The organism is Rheinheimera mesophila, from assembly GCF_000986865.1.
Taxonomy (GTDB): Bacteria; Pseudomonadota; Gammaproteobacteria; order Enterobacterales; family Alteromonadaceae; genus Pararheinheimera; species Pararheinheimera mesophila.
Genome location: NZ_LAVS01000086.1, coordinates 274,422 through 290,931, shown reverse-complemented (window position 1 = coordinate 290,931; position 16,510 = coordinate 274,422). Strand labels below are relative to the sequence as shown.

Below are 16,510 nucleotides of genomic sequence, written 5' to 3'. Positions count from 1 at the left end.
ACGTCCGGTGTTTATCCTGACGGATCTGTCGGAATCGATGCGTTTTGGCACAAAACTACTGCTGAAATCGGTGCAGGCTGCCCATTTAGCAGCCTTGTTAGCATGGCATGTGCGTGAAACCGGCGACAAACTCGGTGGGCTGGTCTTTAGTGAACAGCAATTGCTGGAGCTTAAACCCGCAGCCCGCAGTCAAGCGGTGTTACGTTATTTAAATGCGCTGATTAAAATTCAACACAACCAGGGCATGCAGGCAGAGTCCAACATTAACCACGCTTTAGGTTTAATGCGTCGGTTAGCCCGCCCTGGTGCGCTTATTTTTGTGATCTCAGATTTCAGCGCACTTGACGCACAAGGCTTGCGCCACCTGCAAGCGATGCGCCAGCATAATGAAATACGTTGCGTGCAGATCACAGACCCGCTGGATTTACACTTGCCGCGGTCTGCCTCCGGTTTGGCTGCGGTGACCGACGGTGTGGCGTTAAAGACGCTGGATTTGGGGTCTGCCGTATTAAAAGACAGTTATCAAAAGCAACAACTCCAATGGCAGCAGGCCTTGCAACAGAACTTAAAAAAACTCAACTGCCGCTATTTAGAACTCAGTGCAGCTTTGCCTTTAATTGAACAATTAAACAGGAGTTGGCCTGATGGCGAACACTGACCCCCAACTGGCTTTAGCGGATATTCAAGAGCCGGTTTTGAATACCTTCTGGCCACCGGCACCAGGCTGGTGGTTGCTTACGGTAGTGCTGATTTTAGTACTCGCCTATGGTTTTCGTTTTTTCTGGATAGGCTGGCAAAAAGCTTTGCCTTTACGTCAGGCTAAAGCGGAATTGCGCCTGATCAAAGCGCCAGGGCAAAGCGCTGAACTGAATGAGCTGCTAAAACGGCTGCTGCGTTGCTACAGCCCGCGACATCAGGCGTTATCTGCGCCAGTCAAACAATGGCAGGACTTTTTGCAGCAGCAATTACCGCAGCAGCCATTACCCGACTTACAAAGTCTGTTATATAAACCAGACCCCGCTGAAGCCGATTTCAGCCTCTATCTGCAGTTTGTCACAACATGGCTGAACAAAGTCTCCGTTAAACAGTTGGAGCAGCTCTGATGTTTGAATTCAGCTACCCCTGGTTGTTTGTTTTGCTGCCTCTGCCCTTGCTGCTGCGTCGCAACACTCAGCAGCAAGGCAGCCCACTTAAACACAAAGCGTTAATTCTGGCCGGAGGTCAGAGTCCAGGTTTCGTCAGCAAAGCGCCCCGCTCTGCTAAAACCTTGCTGGCGTTGTTGTGCTGGTGTTTTTTAGTGCTGTCAGCCACTCAACCTAAATGGCTGGGGGAAACAGTGACTTTGCCACAACAAGGCCGTGATTTAATGCTGGCGCTGGATCTGTCTGGCTCGATGGCGATCAGTGATATGCAACATCAGGGGCAAAGCATAGACAGGCTGCAGGCGGTAAAACTGGTTGTCACTGACTTTATTCAGCAACGCAAAGGCGATCGGATCGGGCTTATCTTATTTGGTGACGCCGCCTATCAGCAAACGCCGCTCACTTATGATCTGACCACCATTCAAACCATGCTGGATGAGGCGGTACGGGGCCTGGTTGGTGAGCGTACGGCGATAGGCGAAGCGATAGGCCTGGCGGTGAAACGTTTAAATACCTATGAAACATCCAACAAGGTACTGATTTTATTAAGCGATGGCGCCAATACCGCAGGTGTGATCCAGCCTATGGAAGCCTTGCAACTGGCCAAAGCGGCCGGAGTAAAAATTTACACTGTCGGCGTAGGTGCAGAGCAAATGGTGCAACAAAGCATTTTTGGTCGTCAGTTGATCAACCCATCTGCGGACTTGGACGAAACCCTGCTGACCCGCATTGCCGAAGAGACAGGCGGGAAATATTTTCGCGCCCGTGATTTGGCTGAGCTGGCACAAATTTACAAGTTGCTGGATCAGTTAGAGCCGATAGAACGTGATCAAATCAGTTATCGCCCTCAACAAAGCTTATTGCATTGGCCTCTGTTAGCCGCATTGTTCTGTTCTGCAGTGCTGGTTCTGTCTCAGCTCAGATGGTCAGGGAGGTTAAAAAATGTGGGCTGATTTTCACTGGTTAAGGCCAGACTACTTCTGGTTACTGCTGCCGACTCTGCTGGTTTGGCTGTTGTTTACCAAATTCCGCCGCCCTCAAAGTGCATGGCAACACTGGATCGCACCTCATTTACAAAACGAGCTGTTAACTCTGCCTGCGAAACAGCAACAAAAACCTGTATATTGGCTGTTGTTGCTGGTCTGGCTGCTCAGTGTGATAGCGCTGGCGGGACCGAGTTGGCAACGTTTGCCAACTCCGGTATTTCAGTTAAAAAAGGCCACTGTGATTCTGATGGATATGTCGATGTCGATGCGTGCGACCGATTTATCGCCGGATCGTTTCACCCAGGCTCGTTTTAAAGCATTGGATTACATCAATGGTCTTCACGAGGGTGAGCTGGCCCTAGTCAGTTTTGCCGGTGATGCCTTTGTCATTTCACCTTTAACTCAGGATCACAATAATGTCCGGCTGCTGCTGCCCGAACTTAGCCCCGATATTATGCCAGTGCAGGGTTCTAACCTGGAGGCCGCTTTACTGCTGGCCGATCAGTTGTTAAAGCAAGGGGGGTATCTGCAAGGTGATGTGGTGCTGTTTACCGACGGCTTTGCTGCCACTGATTATCCCCGCTTACGTGAGTTGATGGACACCTTTCCCCACCGCTTGTCAATACTGGCCTTTGGCAGCTCACAAGGTGCGCCTGTGCGTTTGAGTAATGGTGAGCTATTAAAAGATCATCAGGGGGCCATAGTGCTGCCCCGGGTCCCTCTGACACAACTGCAACAATTGGCAGAACTACGCTCCGGGGTGTTTGCTGTCGCCAGTTCAGAGGACAGCGATATCGAAGCCCTGCTGGCATTAACACCTCTGGATAAAAAAGCCGACAGTGACGAGCAGCAAACTCTTTTTGGTGATCAATGGCAGGACAATGCAGTTTATCTGGTCTGGTTATTGCTCCCTCTTGCCTTGTGGCTGCATAAACGTGGTGCGCTGACTCTGTGTGCACTGGTGCTTTTTATGCCAAAAGCTGAAGCCTTTGAATGGAGCGAGCTGTGGCAAACTCAACAACAAAAAGCCCAACAGGCCTATCAGCAAGGCGATTACTCCGGTGCATGGCAAAATTTCGCAGACCCTTTATGGAAAGGCAATGCAGCGTATCGGGCAAAGGATTATGCTGCTGCGGAGCAATCCTACCGCCAGTTGGATACTGCAGATGCCCTGTATAACCTTGGCAATAGCCTGGCGCAACAGCAAAAGTATCAGCAGGCGATCGAGGCCTACCAGCAGGCGCTGGCAAAAAGTCCTCAATTTGATAAAGCGCAACAAAACCTGGAGACAGTGAAAAAAGCGCTGGAACAGCAAAAGCAGCAGCAACAACAAGGTGATGGCAAACCGCAGGATCAGCCACAAAATGAGCAATCCGGCGAGCAGTCTGGTGAGGAAGCTGAAGGCTCTGGCTCACAACAACAACCCACACAATCCGGGCAACAGTCCTCTGCAGAGGACTCCAGCGAACAGAGTGAGGAGGATGCGGCTTCACAAAAGGATCAGCAGCCAGGCCAGACTCAACAGCAAAAACAGCAGCAAGAGTCCGTTGAGCCAACATCAGCAGAAGATGAGACAAAAGACACTGCAGAGGCTCAGCAGCAAAAAGCCATTTCCCAAGCCTGGCCGAATGCCAACGCCGAGCAAAGCCAGCAATTGGAAAATTTATTACGCAAAGTACAAGATGATCCTTCGTTGTTATTACGCCGCAAAATGGCGATTGAATATCAGAAACGTCGTTATGATCAACCACCAGCCGGAGTTGTCGAAGAATGGTAAAGCAGTGGTTATGCCTGTTATTAGTCGCAGCCAGTCCAGTATGGGCTTTGACTGAACTAAAAGTATCGCTGGATAAAAACCCGCTTTTGTTGGGTGAAACCGCTGTACTGGAATTGGTCGCCGATGATCAGGTGGCGACTCAGCCCGATTTCTCTGTATTGGAAAATGATTTTATTGTGCAGGGCCCTTCGCTGGGGCAACAAATGCAAATTATCAACGGTAAGGCCAGCCGCACCACCAGTTGGCGTCTGCTGCTCAGAGCCAAACAAAGTGGCACTTTTATTATTCCGTCCTTTGAGATTGAAGGCGTCAGTTCCTCGTCAATCGAAGTGGAAGTGGTTGAAGGCACGACACAACCACAGAGCGCAGAGGATAGTCAGCTATTTTTACAAAGCAGCCTGGACAGTACACAACTTTATGTGCAGCAACTGGCTTATCTTGAAGTGAAAATCTTCTTTCAGGGCGATTTACAACGCGGCTCGCTCAGCGAGCCTAAAGTCGAAGGCCTGAGCATAGAGCAACTGGGCAAAGATAAAGAAGGCTCTGAGTTAGTTAACGGTGAACGCTACCGCACTTTTACCCGTCGATACCGGCTAATCCCTGAGCGCAGCGGTACCTTTGTGCTGCCGGGGTCTACACTCAGCGGCGAGATGCTCGACAGAGACTCTGGCCGCTATGATTATTTTGCCCAAACCAAAGCGGTCAGTGCCCGCGCTAATGATTTAACGATAGAAGTTGCCGCTAAGCCGGATAATTTCCCAGGTGACTGGCTGATTGCAGATTTAGTCAGCCTGAACGAAGAGTGGAGTCCGGCTACAGATCAATTAACTCAAGGCGAACCTGTCACCCGCACTATTACCATCACAGCCTTGGATGTGGCTGAACACCAGTTGCCGGATTTAATCCTTGATGTACCTGATGGCGTAAAGCTGTATAAAGAGCAACCTCAGGCCAAACAAGCTGAGCGCAACGGCACCCTGGTGTCACAGAAAGTCTTCAGTATGGCGGTGGTTGCCAATAAAGCGGGTGAACTGATCCTGCCAGAAGTGAAATTGCCCTGGTGGAATAAAAAAACTAAATCTATCCAGTATGCAACCTTGCCGGAAAAACGTGTAAGCGTAAAAGTCAATCCCGAACTGGCGCAGCAGGCTACAACACCAGTAGTGGTGCCAGCAACACAGGTCTCAGGCACAGCCGCAGCGGACACGGATCCATGGCAATGGAACCACACCAGCTCAGTACTCAGTCTGCTTTGGCTAAGTTCGGTTGCCTTACTGCTTTGGTTCAGGCCAACAAAAACAGCGCCACCCAAGGTGACAATTCAACCTTCTGGTGTTGCCAAAGCCAATCCAAAAAAATTACAGAATGCCTGCCATAGCAATGATGCCCCGGCAGCACGACAATGGCTGATGCAGTGGGCAGAACAACAGTTTGGCCGCAGCCCTGCCTCACTTTCGGAGTTAGCCAACTGGTGTAACGATCAAGCCTTTACAGAGCAATTACAACTGCTTAATCAACAGTTGTATCAGAAAGAGCAGCAAAACTGGCAAGGCAAAACCTTGTGGAGTTGTTGGTCGAAGTTATCAATGGAGAAAGCTGCTGCCCCATCTGCGTTACCTGAGCTTTATCCAAATCAGTAAATTGCGGTGATTGGCAGCAGCGCCCTGGTGGTCTGCCTTAAAATACTGGCTGTTGTGGCATGCTATTGGTAGCATGCAGCAGTTTTATAACTATAAAAAAGTACCATTTTTGGAGAATCACAGTGGCCACGGGAACCATTTTAGCGTTATCTATTTATTTTCTTTCTATGCTGGCTATAGGTTTATATGCCTATCGTCAGTCCAGCAGTAATTTATCTGAGTATATGCTTGGCGGTCGCAAATTAGGCCCGGCAGTGACAGCTTTATCTGCTGGTGCTTCGGACATGAGCGGCTGGCTGCTGATGGGAGTGCCGGGAGCTATGTATGTCGCAGGGATCTCGCAAATTTGGATTGGCGTGGGTTTAGTCATTGGTGCTTACCTTAATTATCTGTTGCTTGCTCCACGTTTTCGGGTCTACACCGAGTTAGCCAAAGACTCCATTACTCTGCCTGATTATCTGGAGAATCGTTTCGCCGATCCAACGCGACTGTTACGTCTGGTCTCCGCATTAGTGATCGTTATCTTTTTCACCTTATACACCTCATCTGGCATGGTCGCTGGCGGTAAATTATTTGACGAAGTCTTTGGTCTGAACTACGAATTGGGTCTGTTTTTGACCGCTGGTGTGGTGATTGCATATACCCTGTTGGGCGGCTTTTTAGCAGTCAGTATGACGGATTTTGTTCAAGGCATGATTATGTTTATTGCGCTGGTGATGGTGCCTGTGGTCGCTTTCGGCGCTTTAGACCAGCCGACTCAGATGTTCACCACCATAGAACAACTAAACCCTAAACATTTGGATTTATTCACAGGAACCAGCGTGCTGGGCATTATTTCATTACTGGCCTGGGGTCTGGGTTACTTTGGTCAGCCTCATATTATCGTCCGTTTTATGGCGATACGCTCAGTTGAGGACTTTAAAGCCGCCCGTCGTATTGGTATGTCCTGGATGATCATCTCAATTGTAGGTGCCATGGCCATAGGTTTTGTCGGTATTGCCTATGTGCAGCAAACCCAAATGCCACTGAAAGACCCGGAGACCATCTTTATTTTGCTGTCTCAGGTGTTGTTCCATCCCTTTGTTGGGGGATTATTGCTGGCCGCCATACTGGCGGCCATTATGAGCACTGTCTCGTCTCAATTACTGGTTACCTCCAGCGCTCTGACGCAGGACTTCTATAAAACCTTCCTGCACAAAGCCGCCACCGATCAACAACAAGTGTTGATTGGCCGCGTGTCTGTATTGGCAGTAGCTCTTATTGCCATTGTGCTCGCTCTTGATAGCAATAGCTCTATCCTTGGCCTGGTTGCCAATGCCTGGGCTGGTTTTGGTGCGGCTTTTGGCCCTGTGGTGCTGCTGAGCTTGTACTGGAAACGTATGAATCACTGGGGCGCGCTGGCCGGTATTACCGCTGGTGCTTTGACTGTATTGTTTTGGGCGTACAGCCCCTATCAGATCGATGGCAAACAGTTGAATGACTTCCTCTATGCCATGATCCCCGGTGTATTTGTCTCTGCGCTTCTGACCTGGCTGGTCAGTCTGGCTACCTCAACTCCGACAGAGGAAGTAAGCCATTTGTTTCAGCAAGTATCAGATAAGTTACAACAAAACTAACACCTCTGGTTCCGGGTGACCTGATCTGCAGGTCGCCCAAAGACCAGAGCGGTGAGACTTTGAAAAAATCTGTAAGACCGTAGTCATTTCCCGCAGATCTTTGCTACATTGAAGCATGACTTCTGTTTAGCTGTTCAGGGACTTATGTACTTTTATACTGCACGCCAACCTATTCTGGATAAAGATAAAAACCTGTTTGCCTATGAGCTTTTGTTCAGGGATGGTGTGGAAAACGTATTCCCTGAAGTCGATAGCAACGAAGCGACCTCCCGCATGATTGAAGGCAGTCAGCTCAACCTTGGCCTCGACGAATTTTTAGGCGACAAACCCGGTTTTATCAACTTTACACTCGACTCCTTATTGAAGAAATACCCTTCCATGTTGCCGTGCGAGCAAGTAGTAATTGAAATACTGGAGACGGTGCAACCCGGAAAACGCTTATTGGCCGAATGTGAATCGCTCAAAGCCCAGGGTTATATTCTGGCGCTGGATGACTATATTCATCAGCCGGTCTGGCGGCACTTTTATCCGCTGATCGATATTATTAAAATTGATTTTCGCGCCACCAGTCTCGATACCATACTGCAAATCAAAGCGGCCATCCGGGATTATCCTCATATCAAATTGCTGGCGGAAAAAGTCGAAAGTAACGAAGAGTTTCTGCAGGCGGTGGAGTTAGGTTTTGATTATTTTCAGGGCTATTTTTTCTCACGTCCTGAGATGATGCAAAGTCGGGCCCTGTCACCCGCCCAAATGACGCTAGCCGAGTTGTTGTATGAAACAGCCAAACCAGAGATGGATCTCAATACCATTACTTCAGTGTTTGAACGTGACGTCCACCTGTCCTATAAATTGCTGCGTTATACCAACTCGGCGGTTTTTAAACGACGCACCGACATCGCCACGATTAAGCAAGCCATAGTGGTGTTAGGCCAGGCGGAGCTGAAACGTTTTCTGTCTGTGCTTTTTACCGCTCAAATCAGCAGTGATAAACCGGCAGAGCTGATGCGCCTGGCGATGACCAGAGCACGTTTTGCTGAGGATATCGCTAAACTGGCTGGTTTCTCTGAGGTATCTAAAGCCTTTTTGACTGGCATGATGTCGTTGATGGATGCAATTTTGGATGAACCTATGAGTTCAGTCATGAGTAAGCTACCTTTGTCCAAAGACATTAAAGATGCCCTGATTGAAGGTATAGGACCTATAGCTCAGTTCCTGCAACTGATTAAGTTTTATGAACAGGCCGCCTGGGATGACGCCAATGCACTGATCCAAGCGCTGAAACTTGACAGCAAGTCTGTGCCAGATGCTTATCATACGGCAGTACAGTGGGCAAACGAACAAATGAAAGCGCTCGGCGACAATTGACGAGCGCATGATTTTGCTTAAAAACTGACGTGTTCAGCCACTTTAGCGGCCAGTTTATCGCCGATCCCTTTGACTTCGGTTAACTGCTTTTGATCTTTGATTGGCCCATTGGCGCTGATGTAATCTTTAATCGCCTGAGCTTTCTTTTCACCTATGCCAGGCACGGCAACCAGCTGTTCTATCGACGCCTGGTTAATATTGAGCTTGGCTTTGTCTGCTACTTTCGCTGTGGCAGGAACAGACAAAGGGGCTTTCGCTAATTCTTGTGCGACGGTCAGATTAACTGCACAGGCCAGACTGGCCATGACTGCTGCAACGAGTGCGATTTTCATCACAGTTCTCTCCTTTTAACAGTTTCTCACCTTCTCACTGTGTTACTGAAGGTTGGTGTCAGTAACTACAATCCGGTAAGGGAAGCTGAAGAAACCACGTTGAGTTGCAACCTCGTTAATAAAGATAGTAAAAAACAATATTTTTGCATCTTTATTTTTACAAAAATAAAACAAAAAGCCTCCTATAACCACTGCCAGCGACCAGTTCGCCCGCGCAGCTCAGCACACCAGCCGCCCCCCCGGCGACCAGGGCAACAGGTATTCAGCAACAATTCAGCCCCTGGTCCCTATGCTTTGCACGATTTGTCCACTGTTAAGGATTGCCGCGACAGACAGAGTGTTTTAGCATAACCCCACTTTGTCTTTGCCCATTTTAAAAGGAAGCCCCATGCGTTTATTAGTTGTTGAAGACGAGAGCTTATTAGCGGAGCAAATCCGTGAACATTTGGTACAGCAGCAATTTAGTGTAGACGTGGCTCATGATGGCGCTGACGGTTGGTTTAAACTCAGTGAATACCCTTACGATTTGGCCATTATTGATATAGGTCTGCCTAAAATGGATGGTCTGAGCCTTATTCGTAAAGCGCGTCAAAATGATATAAAAACCCCTGTTATTGTCCTGACAGCTCGTGGCAGTTGGCAGGAGAAAGTACAGGGATTGGATGCTGGGGCAGACGACTACCTGACGAAACCTTTTCATACAGAGGAGTTATTGGCTCGTATCAATGCCCTGATACGCCGGGCTGCAGGCCAGCCTGATCCAATGCTGCATGCAGGCCCGGTCCGACTAAACAGCAGGACGCAACAGGTCTGGCTGGGCGACGATGAAGTCAGCCTGACGGCTTATGAATACAAGGTGCTGGAGTACTTTATGCATAATCCAAATAAAGTGATCTCGAAAACCGAACTGACCGAACACATTTATGATCAGGATTTCGATCTGGACAGCAACGTCATTGAAGTCTTTGTGTTACGTCTGCGGAAAAAGCTCGATCCGGACGGAGAGTTAAAACCTATCGAAACCTTGCGTGGCCGCGGTTACCGTTTCACTATGGCAGTCAGCTAGATGCAGTTGTCGCTCAAGGTTCGTCAGGGGATTATTAGCCTGTTTTTATTGTTCTTTCTGCTACCCAGTTCGTTTTTTGCAATAGAACAGGCTTTTTATACTCAACTGTTGACCAGCACTGAGCAAAAACTCGAAGTGCATATGTACTCCATCCTGGCGGAAGTGCAACCCGCCGAGGGTAAGGTGGAGTTGAGTAATAATTTGCTGCCGCCGGACTTTTATCGCCCTGATTCAGGCCTGGCTGCCTTTATTACCAGCGAAAACGAACTGTTGTGGCAATCTGATTCGTCGATCAATCAACAATTTGACCCGCCTACCCATCAAATTTTGCCAGCCTCGCACGAGTTTGTGCTGATGGAGCAGTATCAGCAAAAATATTGGGTATTGTCTTTTTCTGTACTATTTGATCTGGGTGACAACACCCTGCCCTTAACCATTCACGTAGTACAGAATGATCACTTACTGCAGGAACCGTTAAAAGCCTTCCGAAAAACCTTGAGCCAGTGGTTTATTGGCATAGCGCTGGTGTTGGTTGGGTTAACCTTGCTGGCCTATTACTGGATCACTAAACCTTTGACCTCGTTGGATAAAGAAATCCACCAACTTGAAAGTGGCCAACAAGAACAGTTGCTGCGTGACTATCCTGCAGAACTCCATAAAATTAAAGAAGACTTAAACCTGTTGCTGGCGAATCAAAACCGACAAAAACAACGATACCGTCATCATTTAAGTGATTTAGCACACGCCTTAAAAACGCCGATCGCCGTGCTGCGCACGTCCAAGTTATCTGAACAACCTGAATTGCGCGAGCAACTGGACCGTATAACCGGCATGATTGAACATCAGCTCAAACGAGCCTCCAGTTCAGGCCAGGATTTGTGGCATAAACAAATTAAGGTCAAACCGCTGATTGAGAAACTAGAACAGGCCTTGAGCAAAATTTATCGGGATAAAGGCTGCCTGATTGACATTCATTGCACGGATCAGGTGGTCTTTCGCGGCGACGAGACTGATTTAATGGAAATTCTTGGTAATCTGCTGGATAACGCCTGTAAAGCCTGCAATCACAGAGTGAAGGTCAGTGCTTTTGGTAAACCATTACAACTTGATATTGAGGACGATGGTCCGGGTATTCCGGCAGATAAAAGAGACGAATTGTTTCAACGTGGCACCCGACTGGATACCTATAAAGAAGGGCATGGTGTAGGCCTGTCTATCGTTTCTGAACTGGTCAGCTCATACTCAGGTGAACTACAGGTCTCGCAAAGTCCACTCGGAGGCGCCCGTTTTGTCATACGTTTCCCGGAGTCAGGACTAAAATGATCAAACCTTTGGCACTGGTCGCCCTGTTCAGCCTTTTCCCGCTGAGCGCTCAGCCAAGCTGCGACCGACAACAGCAGAATAAAATCGACTACATGCAATGCCTGGATCAACAACTGCAGCAAGCCAGAAGAGAGTTAACCAGTTGGGAAAACAATCATCTGTTCAGACTGGAAGAACAGGCCAGCCGAACCGGTCGCCAGGACGGTTTGAAACTCTTTAACAAAGCCCGTCAGAGTTTTGAGCTTTACACTGAACAGGACTGTCGTTGGCAGTTTATTGGTCAGTTGCCAGATAACCACATCGCAAGTGCGTCCTACAAAAAATGTCAGTTGTATCACCTGCAACAACGTATCGAATTATTAAAACAGGTGAATCCAAGTTCTGACTAAACCACTTAAAGCCGCAGAGCCGTATTAATGGACTTATACTGACTCTGTTCAGTCACTTATCGATACGGAGAGGCACAATGAAGATCCTGATAACGGGCGCAACCGGGCTGATCGGCCGCGCCCTGATAGCACAGTGGCAAGACCAGCATCAATTGCATATTCTCAGTCGCAACGCTGCCAAAGCCAGACAGATTCTGGCGATAGACGCCAGCTATTATCAATCAGTGGATGACATCGACGTCAATCAGCTTGATGCAGTGGTCAATCTGGCCGGAGAACCTATAGCCGATAAACGCTGGACAGAATCACAAAAACAAAAAATCTGCCAAAGTCGCTGGCAACTGACCGAGGCTCTGGCCCAGAAAATTCAGCACTGCACCACCCCGCCGAAAGTACTGATCAACGGCTCTGCCATAGGCTTCTATGGCCGCCAGGGTAGTCAGGTCGTGACAGAGGAACACAGCTCTTTTTACCCTGAATTCAGTCATGATATTTGTGCCCGCTGGGAGAATCTGGCGCAGCGAGCAGCCAGTGCACACACCAGAGTCTGTTTGCTGCGAACGGGCATAGTGCTCAGCAGCAAAGGCGGTGCACTGAGCAAAATGCTACCGTTGTTTAAATTAGGTTTGGGTGGCCCGATCGGGGATGGTCAACACATGATGTCCTGGATCCACCTGGACGATATGGTGCGCCTGATCGACTTCTTGCTGCACAGAGATGACTTGAGTGGCCCCTTTAATGCCACAGCTCCGCGTCCCGTCAGCAATAAGCAATTCAGTCAATTATTAGCGGAACGTTTTGGTAAAAAAGCCCCATTGACCGTGCCAGCCTTTATGCTGCGCTTAGCGTTTGGCGAAATGTCTGACCTTCTGCTGTTTGGTCAGAATGTCCAGCCTAAACGACTGTTGGATAGTGGCTTTCAGTTCCACTATCCACAACTGAAAGAGGCCCTTAACGCCCTTCAATTCTGAAGGGCGCGACGCAACAAGGTGCTGCCAGACATCTTTAACAACACCCTGACCTGCCATGCACCTAACGCAGTAACCAGCGTGACTCCCAATACAGGCCCTAACCACCACAGACTCCAGTGAGGATTGTATGGCAAGTCAAAAAATTGCTGTTGTACCACAGCCAGCAGCACTTCAGCCAGTACAGTGGCAAAAAGCCCTGCCAGAGCGCCCAACGCAGCAAACTCATACAAAAGTGCAGATTTCAAGAACACAGATTTAGCACCTAAAGTGCGTAAAATCGCCAACTCCTGTTCGCGTTGTTCCAAGGTGGCCTGCACTTGCGCGACTAACACCAGTACTGCAGATGCAAAGACTAAAACCAGGATAAAGGTTAGAGCCACGGATACCTGACCGATGATGTCGTTGACCTGTTTTAAGATGGTATCGACTGAAATCAGACTGACAGTCGGGAATTGCCGCACTATCTGGTTCAGCAATTCTTGTTCTGCCATATCCAGATAAAACGCTGTGATATAAGTAGCGGGAAAACCCTGCATCAGATCCGGTGACAGCACCATGTAAAAGTTAGGCTGCAAACTGTTCCAGTCCACTTTACGAATGCTGCTTATTTTGGCATCGAATACCTGACCACCGACAGAAAACTGCAAGGTATCACCGAGCTTTAACTGTAAGCGCTCTGCCATCTGCGACTCAACCGACACTTCAGCTTTGGATTGCGCGGTAAACCATGTCCCACTTTCCACCTTATTGTTATCCGGCAGTTGTGTTAGCCAAGTCAGGTTCAGCTCCCGACCAACGCCCTGACGTTGTTCAGGCCTCTCCTTTGTCGCTTCATCGGCAAAGTTCTCGCCATTGACCGCCAGCACCCGGCCGTTGATCATAGGGTAAAAGTCTGTCAGGGTCAGCTTGTGCTGTGCAGCCAACTGCTGTAACGAGGTTTTATCCTGCTCTGTTAAATTCACCAGAAACTGATTCGGGGCACCTTCAGGCACTTGTTGTTGCCATTGGTCCAGTAACTCAGAGCGCAAAAAGTACAGCAGCAAGGTTAAAAACAATGCCAGACTAAAGGTGATCAGTTGGAACGCATTCGGCCATAACCTGCGACGTAAATTTGCCAGAGCCAGTCGTAACGCACTGCTTTGGCCTGCTGCCATAGGTTTAGCTACTCTGACAAGCACAGCAGCAAATCCCATCAACAAGGCTGCAAACACCAGACAGAGCGCAAATAACCAGCTACTGATCCAGATATCACCACTGAAAAGCCACATCAATAACCAGATCGCGACAGAGCCACTGATTAAATGCAGCGGATCAAAGTTCAATTGATCAGGTTTCTCGCGTAATACATTCAACGCAGGTACAGCGGCTAAACGCCATAAAGGCCGGGCCGAAAATAACACAGCACAGATAGCGGCGGTTAAGACACCCAAACCTAAAGGGCGGAGACTGAATTCAGCCAGATACTCCGGCATCCAGAATGCAACGCCCCACTGACTGAGTTGAACCAGCAACTGCCCCGCCAGCAAACCAAAACCGACACTCAACAACACAACAAACAGCAAATGGCTGCCATACACCTTACGGCTCATGGTGGTTGTAGCGCCTAATGCTTTCATCACCGCCACAGAGCGGGCATGTCGTTGGCTGTAACGATTCGCGGCAACAGCAGCAGCACAGGCCGCCAACACTATGCCCAACAGACCTGACAACAATAAAAAGCGCTCGGATCTATCCAAAGCTCCGCCTATGGCCGACTCCCGATCCATTTTCTGCCATCTGTCCTGTGGTCCCAGTAACTCTTTTGTCTGAGTCTCTAATTGATCAAGGCCTTGTTGACTGCCAGCAAACATTAAACGATAGCTGATCCGGCTACCTGGCTGGATAATCCCGGTGGCGGCCACATCGTCCAGATGCATCAACACCCGCGGCGAGCTACCAAACACCGAAAGTGGCGCGTCAGGTTCAGCCACTATCACTCCCGCTGCCGTAAACACTTTCTCGCCCAGCTCCAGACTGTCCCCGACCTGAATGTTCAGTAAACTATAAAGACGACTCTCCAGATAAAGCTGGTTAGGTTGCAAGGATGCAGCCGCTGTCGCATCGGTCACAGAGGAACTTAATTTCAGCTCGCCTCTGAGTGGGTAAGTGGCTGATACTGCTTTGACAGACACCAGTTGCATCAGATCTTTAGCAAATAACATGGAGTTAAATTGCACCTGGCGGGATGATTTCAGTTCGAGTGCAGTGGCTTGTTGTTGCACTTGCTCGTTAAAACCCACACTGGAGCGCAGGATCTTATCCGCGGCTACGAAATTAGCGCTGCGCTGATACAAGGCTGAACGCACAGATTCAGTGATACCGGATAAACTGACCACAGTCAGCACAGCTAAAAATAACGAAAAGGCGATGACCCATAATTCTCCGCGGCTTAATTCACGCCAGAATAGCCGCCAGGCGATTTTACCCCACATGACGCTTATCCTCTGTAACCTGAGATAAATCTGCTGTCAGTTGGCCCGCATGCATCAAAAATCTGAACTGGCAACGTTGTGCTAATTCATGATTGTGGGTGACCAGCACTAAGGTCGTCCCCTGCTGCTGATTCAGTTCAAACAATAGATCTTCAATCTTCTCACCTGTCGCACTGTCGAGGTTGGCGGAGGGTTCATCGGCAAATAACACTGCCGGCTTTGTAATAAAAGCTCTGGCAATGGCGACCCTTTGTTGTTCGCCACCACTCATCTGGTTGGGAAAGAAGTCAGCTCTGTGGCTTAAGCCAACCTGAGCCAGTAATTCCAGCCCCCGGGCGCGGGCATCGGGCATACCAGCCAACTCTGCAGGTAAGGTAACGTTTTCTAATGCCGTCAGGCTAGGTAACAACAAAAACGACTGGAACACAAAACCAACTGAGCTGGCTCTTAATTGAGCTCGTTCGTCTTCGGATAATTGATGTAGCGGCTGTCCAGCCAGATACACTTCACCTGAACTTGCCTGATCCAAACCTGCCAAAATACCTAATAAAGTAGACTTACCTGAGCCCGAAGCTCCAACTATGGCAACTGTCGCGCCTTGATTGATCCTAAGGTCGATATTTTGCAGTATGGTAAGCTCAGATCCGGTAAGCTGAACTCTCTTTACAACATCTTTTGCAACAATATGAGGTACTGGTGTTTTCATGATTAGATTCATCTACGTTATGCTTTTGGTCTTGTGTCTCACTGCAGCTACAGTGCAAGCCAAAACGCTATTAATTCTGGGCGATAGTCTGAGCGCCGGTTATGGGTTAAGCCAACAGCAAAGCTGGGTACATCTGCTCCAGCAAAAGCTGAAGGAACAAAACAGTGGCTGGACACTGGTCAACGCCAGCATCAGCGGCGAAACCTCAGGTGGAGGTTTAGCCCGTTTACCTGCATTGCTGGAGCAACACAAGCCTGACTATGTGCTGATTGAACTGGGTGCCAATGATGGCCTGCGTGGTTTCCCTGTGACCCAGCTTGAAACCAATCTCACAGCCATGGTGACGCAAATCAAACAGCACCAAAGCAAGGCTGTGCTAATGCAGATACGTATTCCACCCAACTATGGTCCACGTTACACCAAATTATTCACTGATTTGTATCCTAAAATTGCCGAACAGCAACAGATCCTGCTATGGCCCTTCTTCATGGAGACCATAGCGTTAAAACAACAGTGGATGCAAGCAGATGGACTACACCCGAACCTGGAAGCTCAACCTGTTATCGCAGATTTAATGCTACCTTTGGTATCGAGTCTAGAATAAAGATGTAACCAAGTTTAAGAAATGTCAGCAAGCGGCTTTTAAGCCGCTTTTTTTGCAGCATTGAACTGTAAAGATGCACCAGTGCGGTAATAGCAAGTCAGCAGAAAACAACAAATACA

At 48.8% G+C, this 16,510-nt stretch carries 15 protein-coding genes; 12 read left to right on the top strand and 3 right to left on the bottom strand.

All coding sequences use genetic code 11. From position 1 onward, the window contains the following. From SD53_RS14125 to SD53_RS14095, 7 genes are all read left to right on the top strand, one after another. On the top strand, positions 1–658 hold a 658-nt coding region (locus tag SD53_RS14125), incomplete at its 5' end, for a DUF58 domain-containing protein (RefSeq protein WP_046520842.1). Then, positions 645–1,103, top strand: coding sequence for a DUF4381 domain-containing protein (locus SD53_RS14120; RefSeq protein WP_052749270.1), 459 nt, complete (start codon positions 645–647; stop codon positions 1,101–1,103). The genes SD53_RS14125 and SD53_RS14120, both read left to right, overlap by 14 nt. Further along, complete coding sequence (locus SD53_RS14115) at positions 1,103–2,095, top strand: vWA domain-containing protein (RefSeq protein ID WP_046520805.1); 993 nt, start codon at positions 1,103–1,105, stop codon at positions 2,093–2,095. Before SD53_RS14120 ends, SD53_RS14115 begins: the two co-directional genes overlap by 1 nt. Then, a complete protein-coding gene (locus SD53_RS14110) occupies positions 2,085–3,905 on the top strand; it encodes a VWA domain-containing protein (RefSeq protein ID WP_046520804.1) in 1,821 nt (606 codons plus the stop codon). The genes SD53_RS14115 and SD53_RS14110 overlap by 11 nt, the downstream gene beginning before the upstream one ends. After that, positions 3,899–5,545, top strand: coding sequence for a BatD family protein (locus SD53_RS14105; RefSeq protein WP_046520803.1), 1,647 nt, complete (start codon positions 3,899–3,901; stop codon positions 5,543–5,545). The genes SD53_RS14110 and SD53_RS14105 overlap by 7 nt, the downstream gene beginning before the upstream one ends. Positions 5,546–5,712: 167 nt before the next feature. After that, positions 5,713–7,161, top strand: a complete 1,449-nt coding sequence (gene putP / locus SD53_RS14100) for a sodium/proline symporter PutP (protein ID WP_436197678.1) — start codon at positions 5,713–5,715, stop codon at positions 7,159–7,161. 144 nt (positions 7,162–7,305) lie between these two features. After that, the gene (locus tag SD53_RS14095; protein ID WP_046520801.1) at positions 7,306–8,529 is read left to right on the top strand and encodes an EAL and HDOD domain-containing protein; all 1,224 of its coding nucleotides are present in this window, start codon (positions 7,306–7,308) and stop codon (positions 8,527–8,529) included. Between the two features lie 17 nt (positions 8,530–8,546). Here the strand turns inward: SD53_RS14095 and SD53_RS14090 are convergent, their stop codons facing one another. Next, positions 8,547–8,861: a ComEA family DNA-binding protein gene (locus SD53_RS14090; protein ID WP_046520800.1), complete on the bottom strand. Its 315-nt coding sequence runs from the start codon at positions 8,859–8,861 to the stop codon at positions 8,547–8,549. Positions 8,862–9,249: 388 nt separating this feature from the next. On the opposite strand from SD53_RS14090, the gene SD53_RS14085 reads away from it, so the two are divergent. The 4 genes from SD53_RS14085 (at position 9,250) to SD53_RS14070 (ending at position 12,610) form a co-directional block, all read left to right on the top strand. After that, positions 9,250–9,927, top strand: a complete 678-nt coding sequence (locus SD53_RS14085; RefSeq protein ID WP_046520799.1) for a response regulator transcription factor — start codon at positions 9,250–9,252, stop codon at positions 9,925–9,927. Continuing rightward, entirely contained in the window at positions 9,928–11,250 is a 1,323-nt protein-coding gene (locus SD53_RS14080) for an ATP-binding protein (RefSeq protein ID WP_046520798.1), read from the top strand. Further along, positions 11,247–11,639 carry a lysozyme inhibitor LprI family protein gene (locus tag SD53_RS14075; RefSeq protein ID WP_046520797.1) on the top strand — a complete coding sequence of 131 codons (393 nt, stop codon included), beginning with the start codon at positions 11,247–11,249 and terminating at the stop codon, positions 11,637–11,639. The genes SD53_RS14080 and SD53_RS14075 overlap by 4 nt, the downstream gene beginning before the upstream one ends. Positions 11,640–11,716: 77 nt before the next feature. Continuing rightward, on the top strand, positions 11,717–12,610 hold the full coding sequence (locus SD53_RS14070) for a TIGR01777 family oxidoreductase (protein ID WP_046520796.1): 894 nt from the start codon (positions 11,717–11,719) through the stop codon (positions 12,608–12,610). On the opposite strand, the gene SD53_RS14065 is transcribed toward SD53_RS14070, so the two are convergent. Both SD53_RS14065 and SD53_RS14060 read right to left on the bottom strand, forming a co-directional pair. After that, the gene (locus tag SD53_RS14065; protein WP_046520795.1) at positions 12,601–15,081 is read right to left on the bottom strand and encodes an ABC transporter permease; all 2,481 of its coding nucleotides are present in this window, start codon (positions 15,079–15,081) and stop codon (positions 12,601–12,603) included. The genes SD53_RS14070 and SD53_RS14065 overlap by 10 nt on opposite strands. After that, positions 15,071–15,787: an ABC transporter ATP-binding protein gene (locus SD53_RS14060; RefSeq protein WP_046520794.1), complete on the bottom strand. Its 717-nt coding sequence runs from the start codon at positions 15,785–15,787 to the stop codon at positions 15,071–15,073. The genes SD53_RS14065 and SD53_RS14060 overlap by 11 nt, the downstream gene beginning before the upstream one ends. Here SD53_RS14060 and SD53_RS14055 point away from each other — a divergent pair. Continuing rightward, positions 15,786–16,391 (top strand): arylesterase, encoded by a 606-nt coding sequence (locus tag SD53_RS14055; RefSeq protein WP_046520793.1) that lies wholly within the window; start codon positions 15,786–15,788, stop codon positions 16,389–16,391. The two genes, SD53_RS14060 and SD53_RS14055, sit on opposite strands and share 2 nt — an antisense overlap. Positions 16,392–16,510 lie beyond the last annotated feature (119 nt).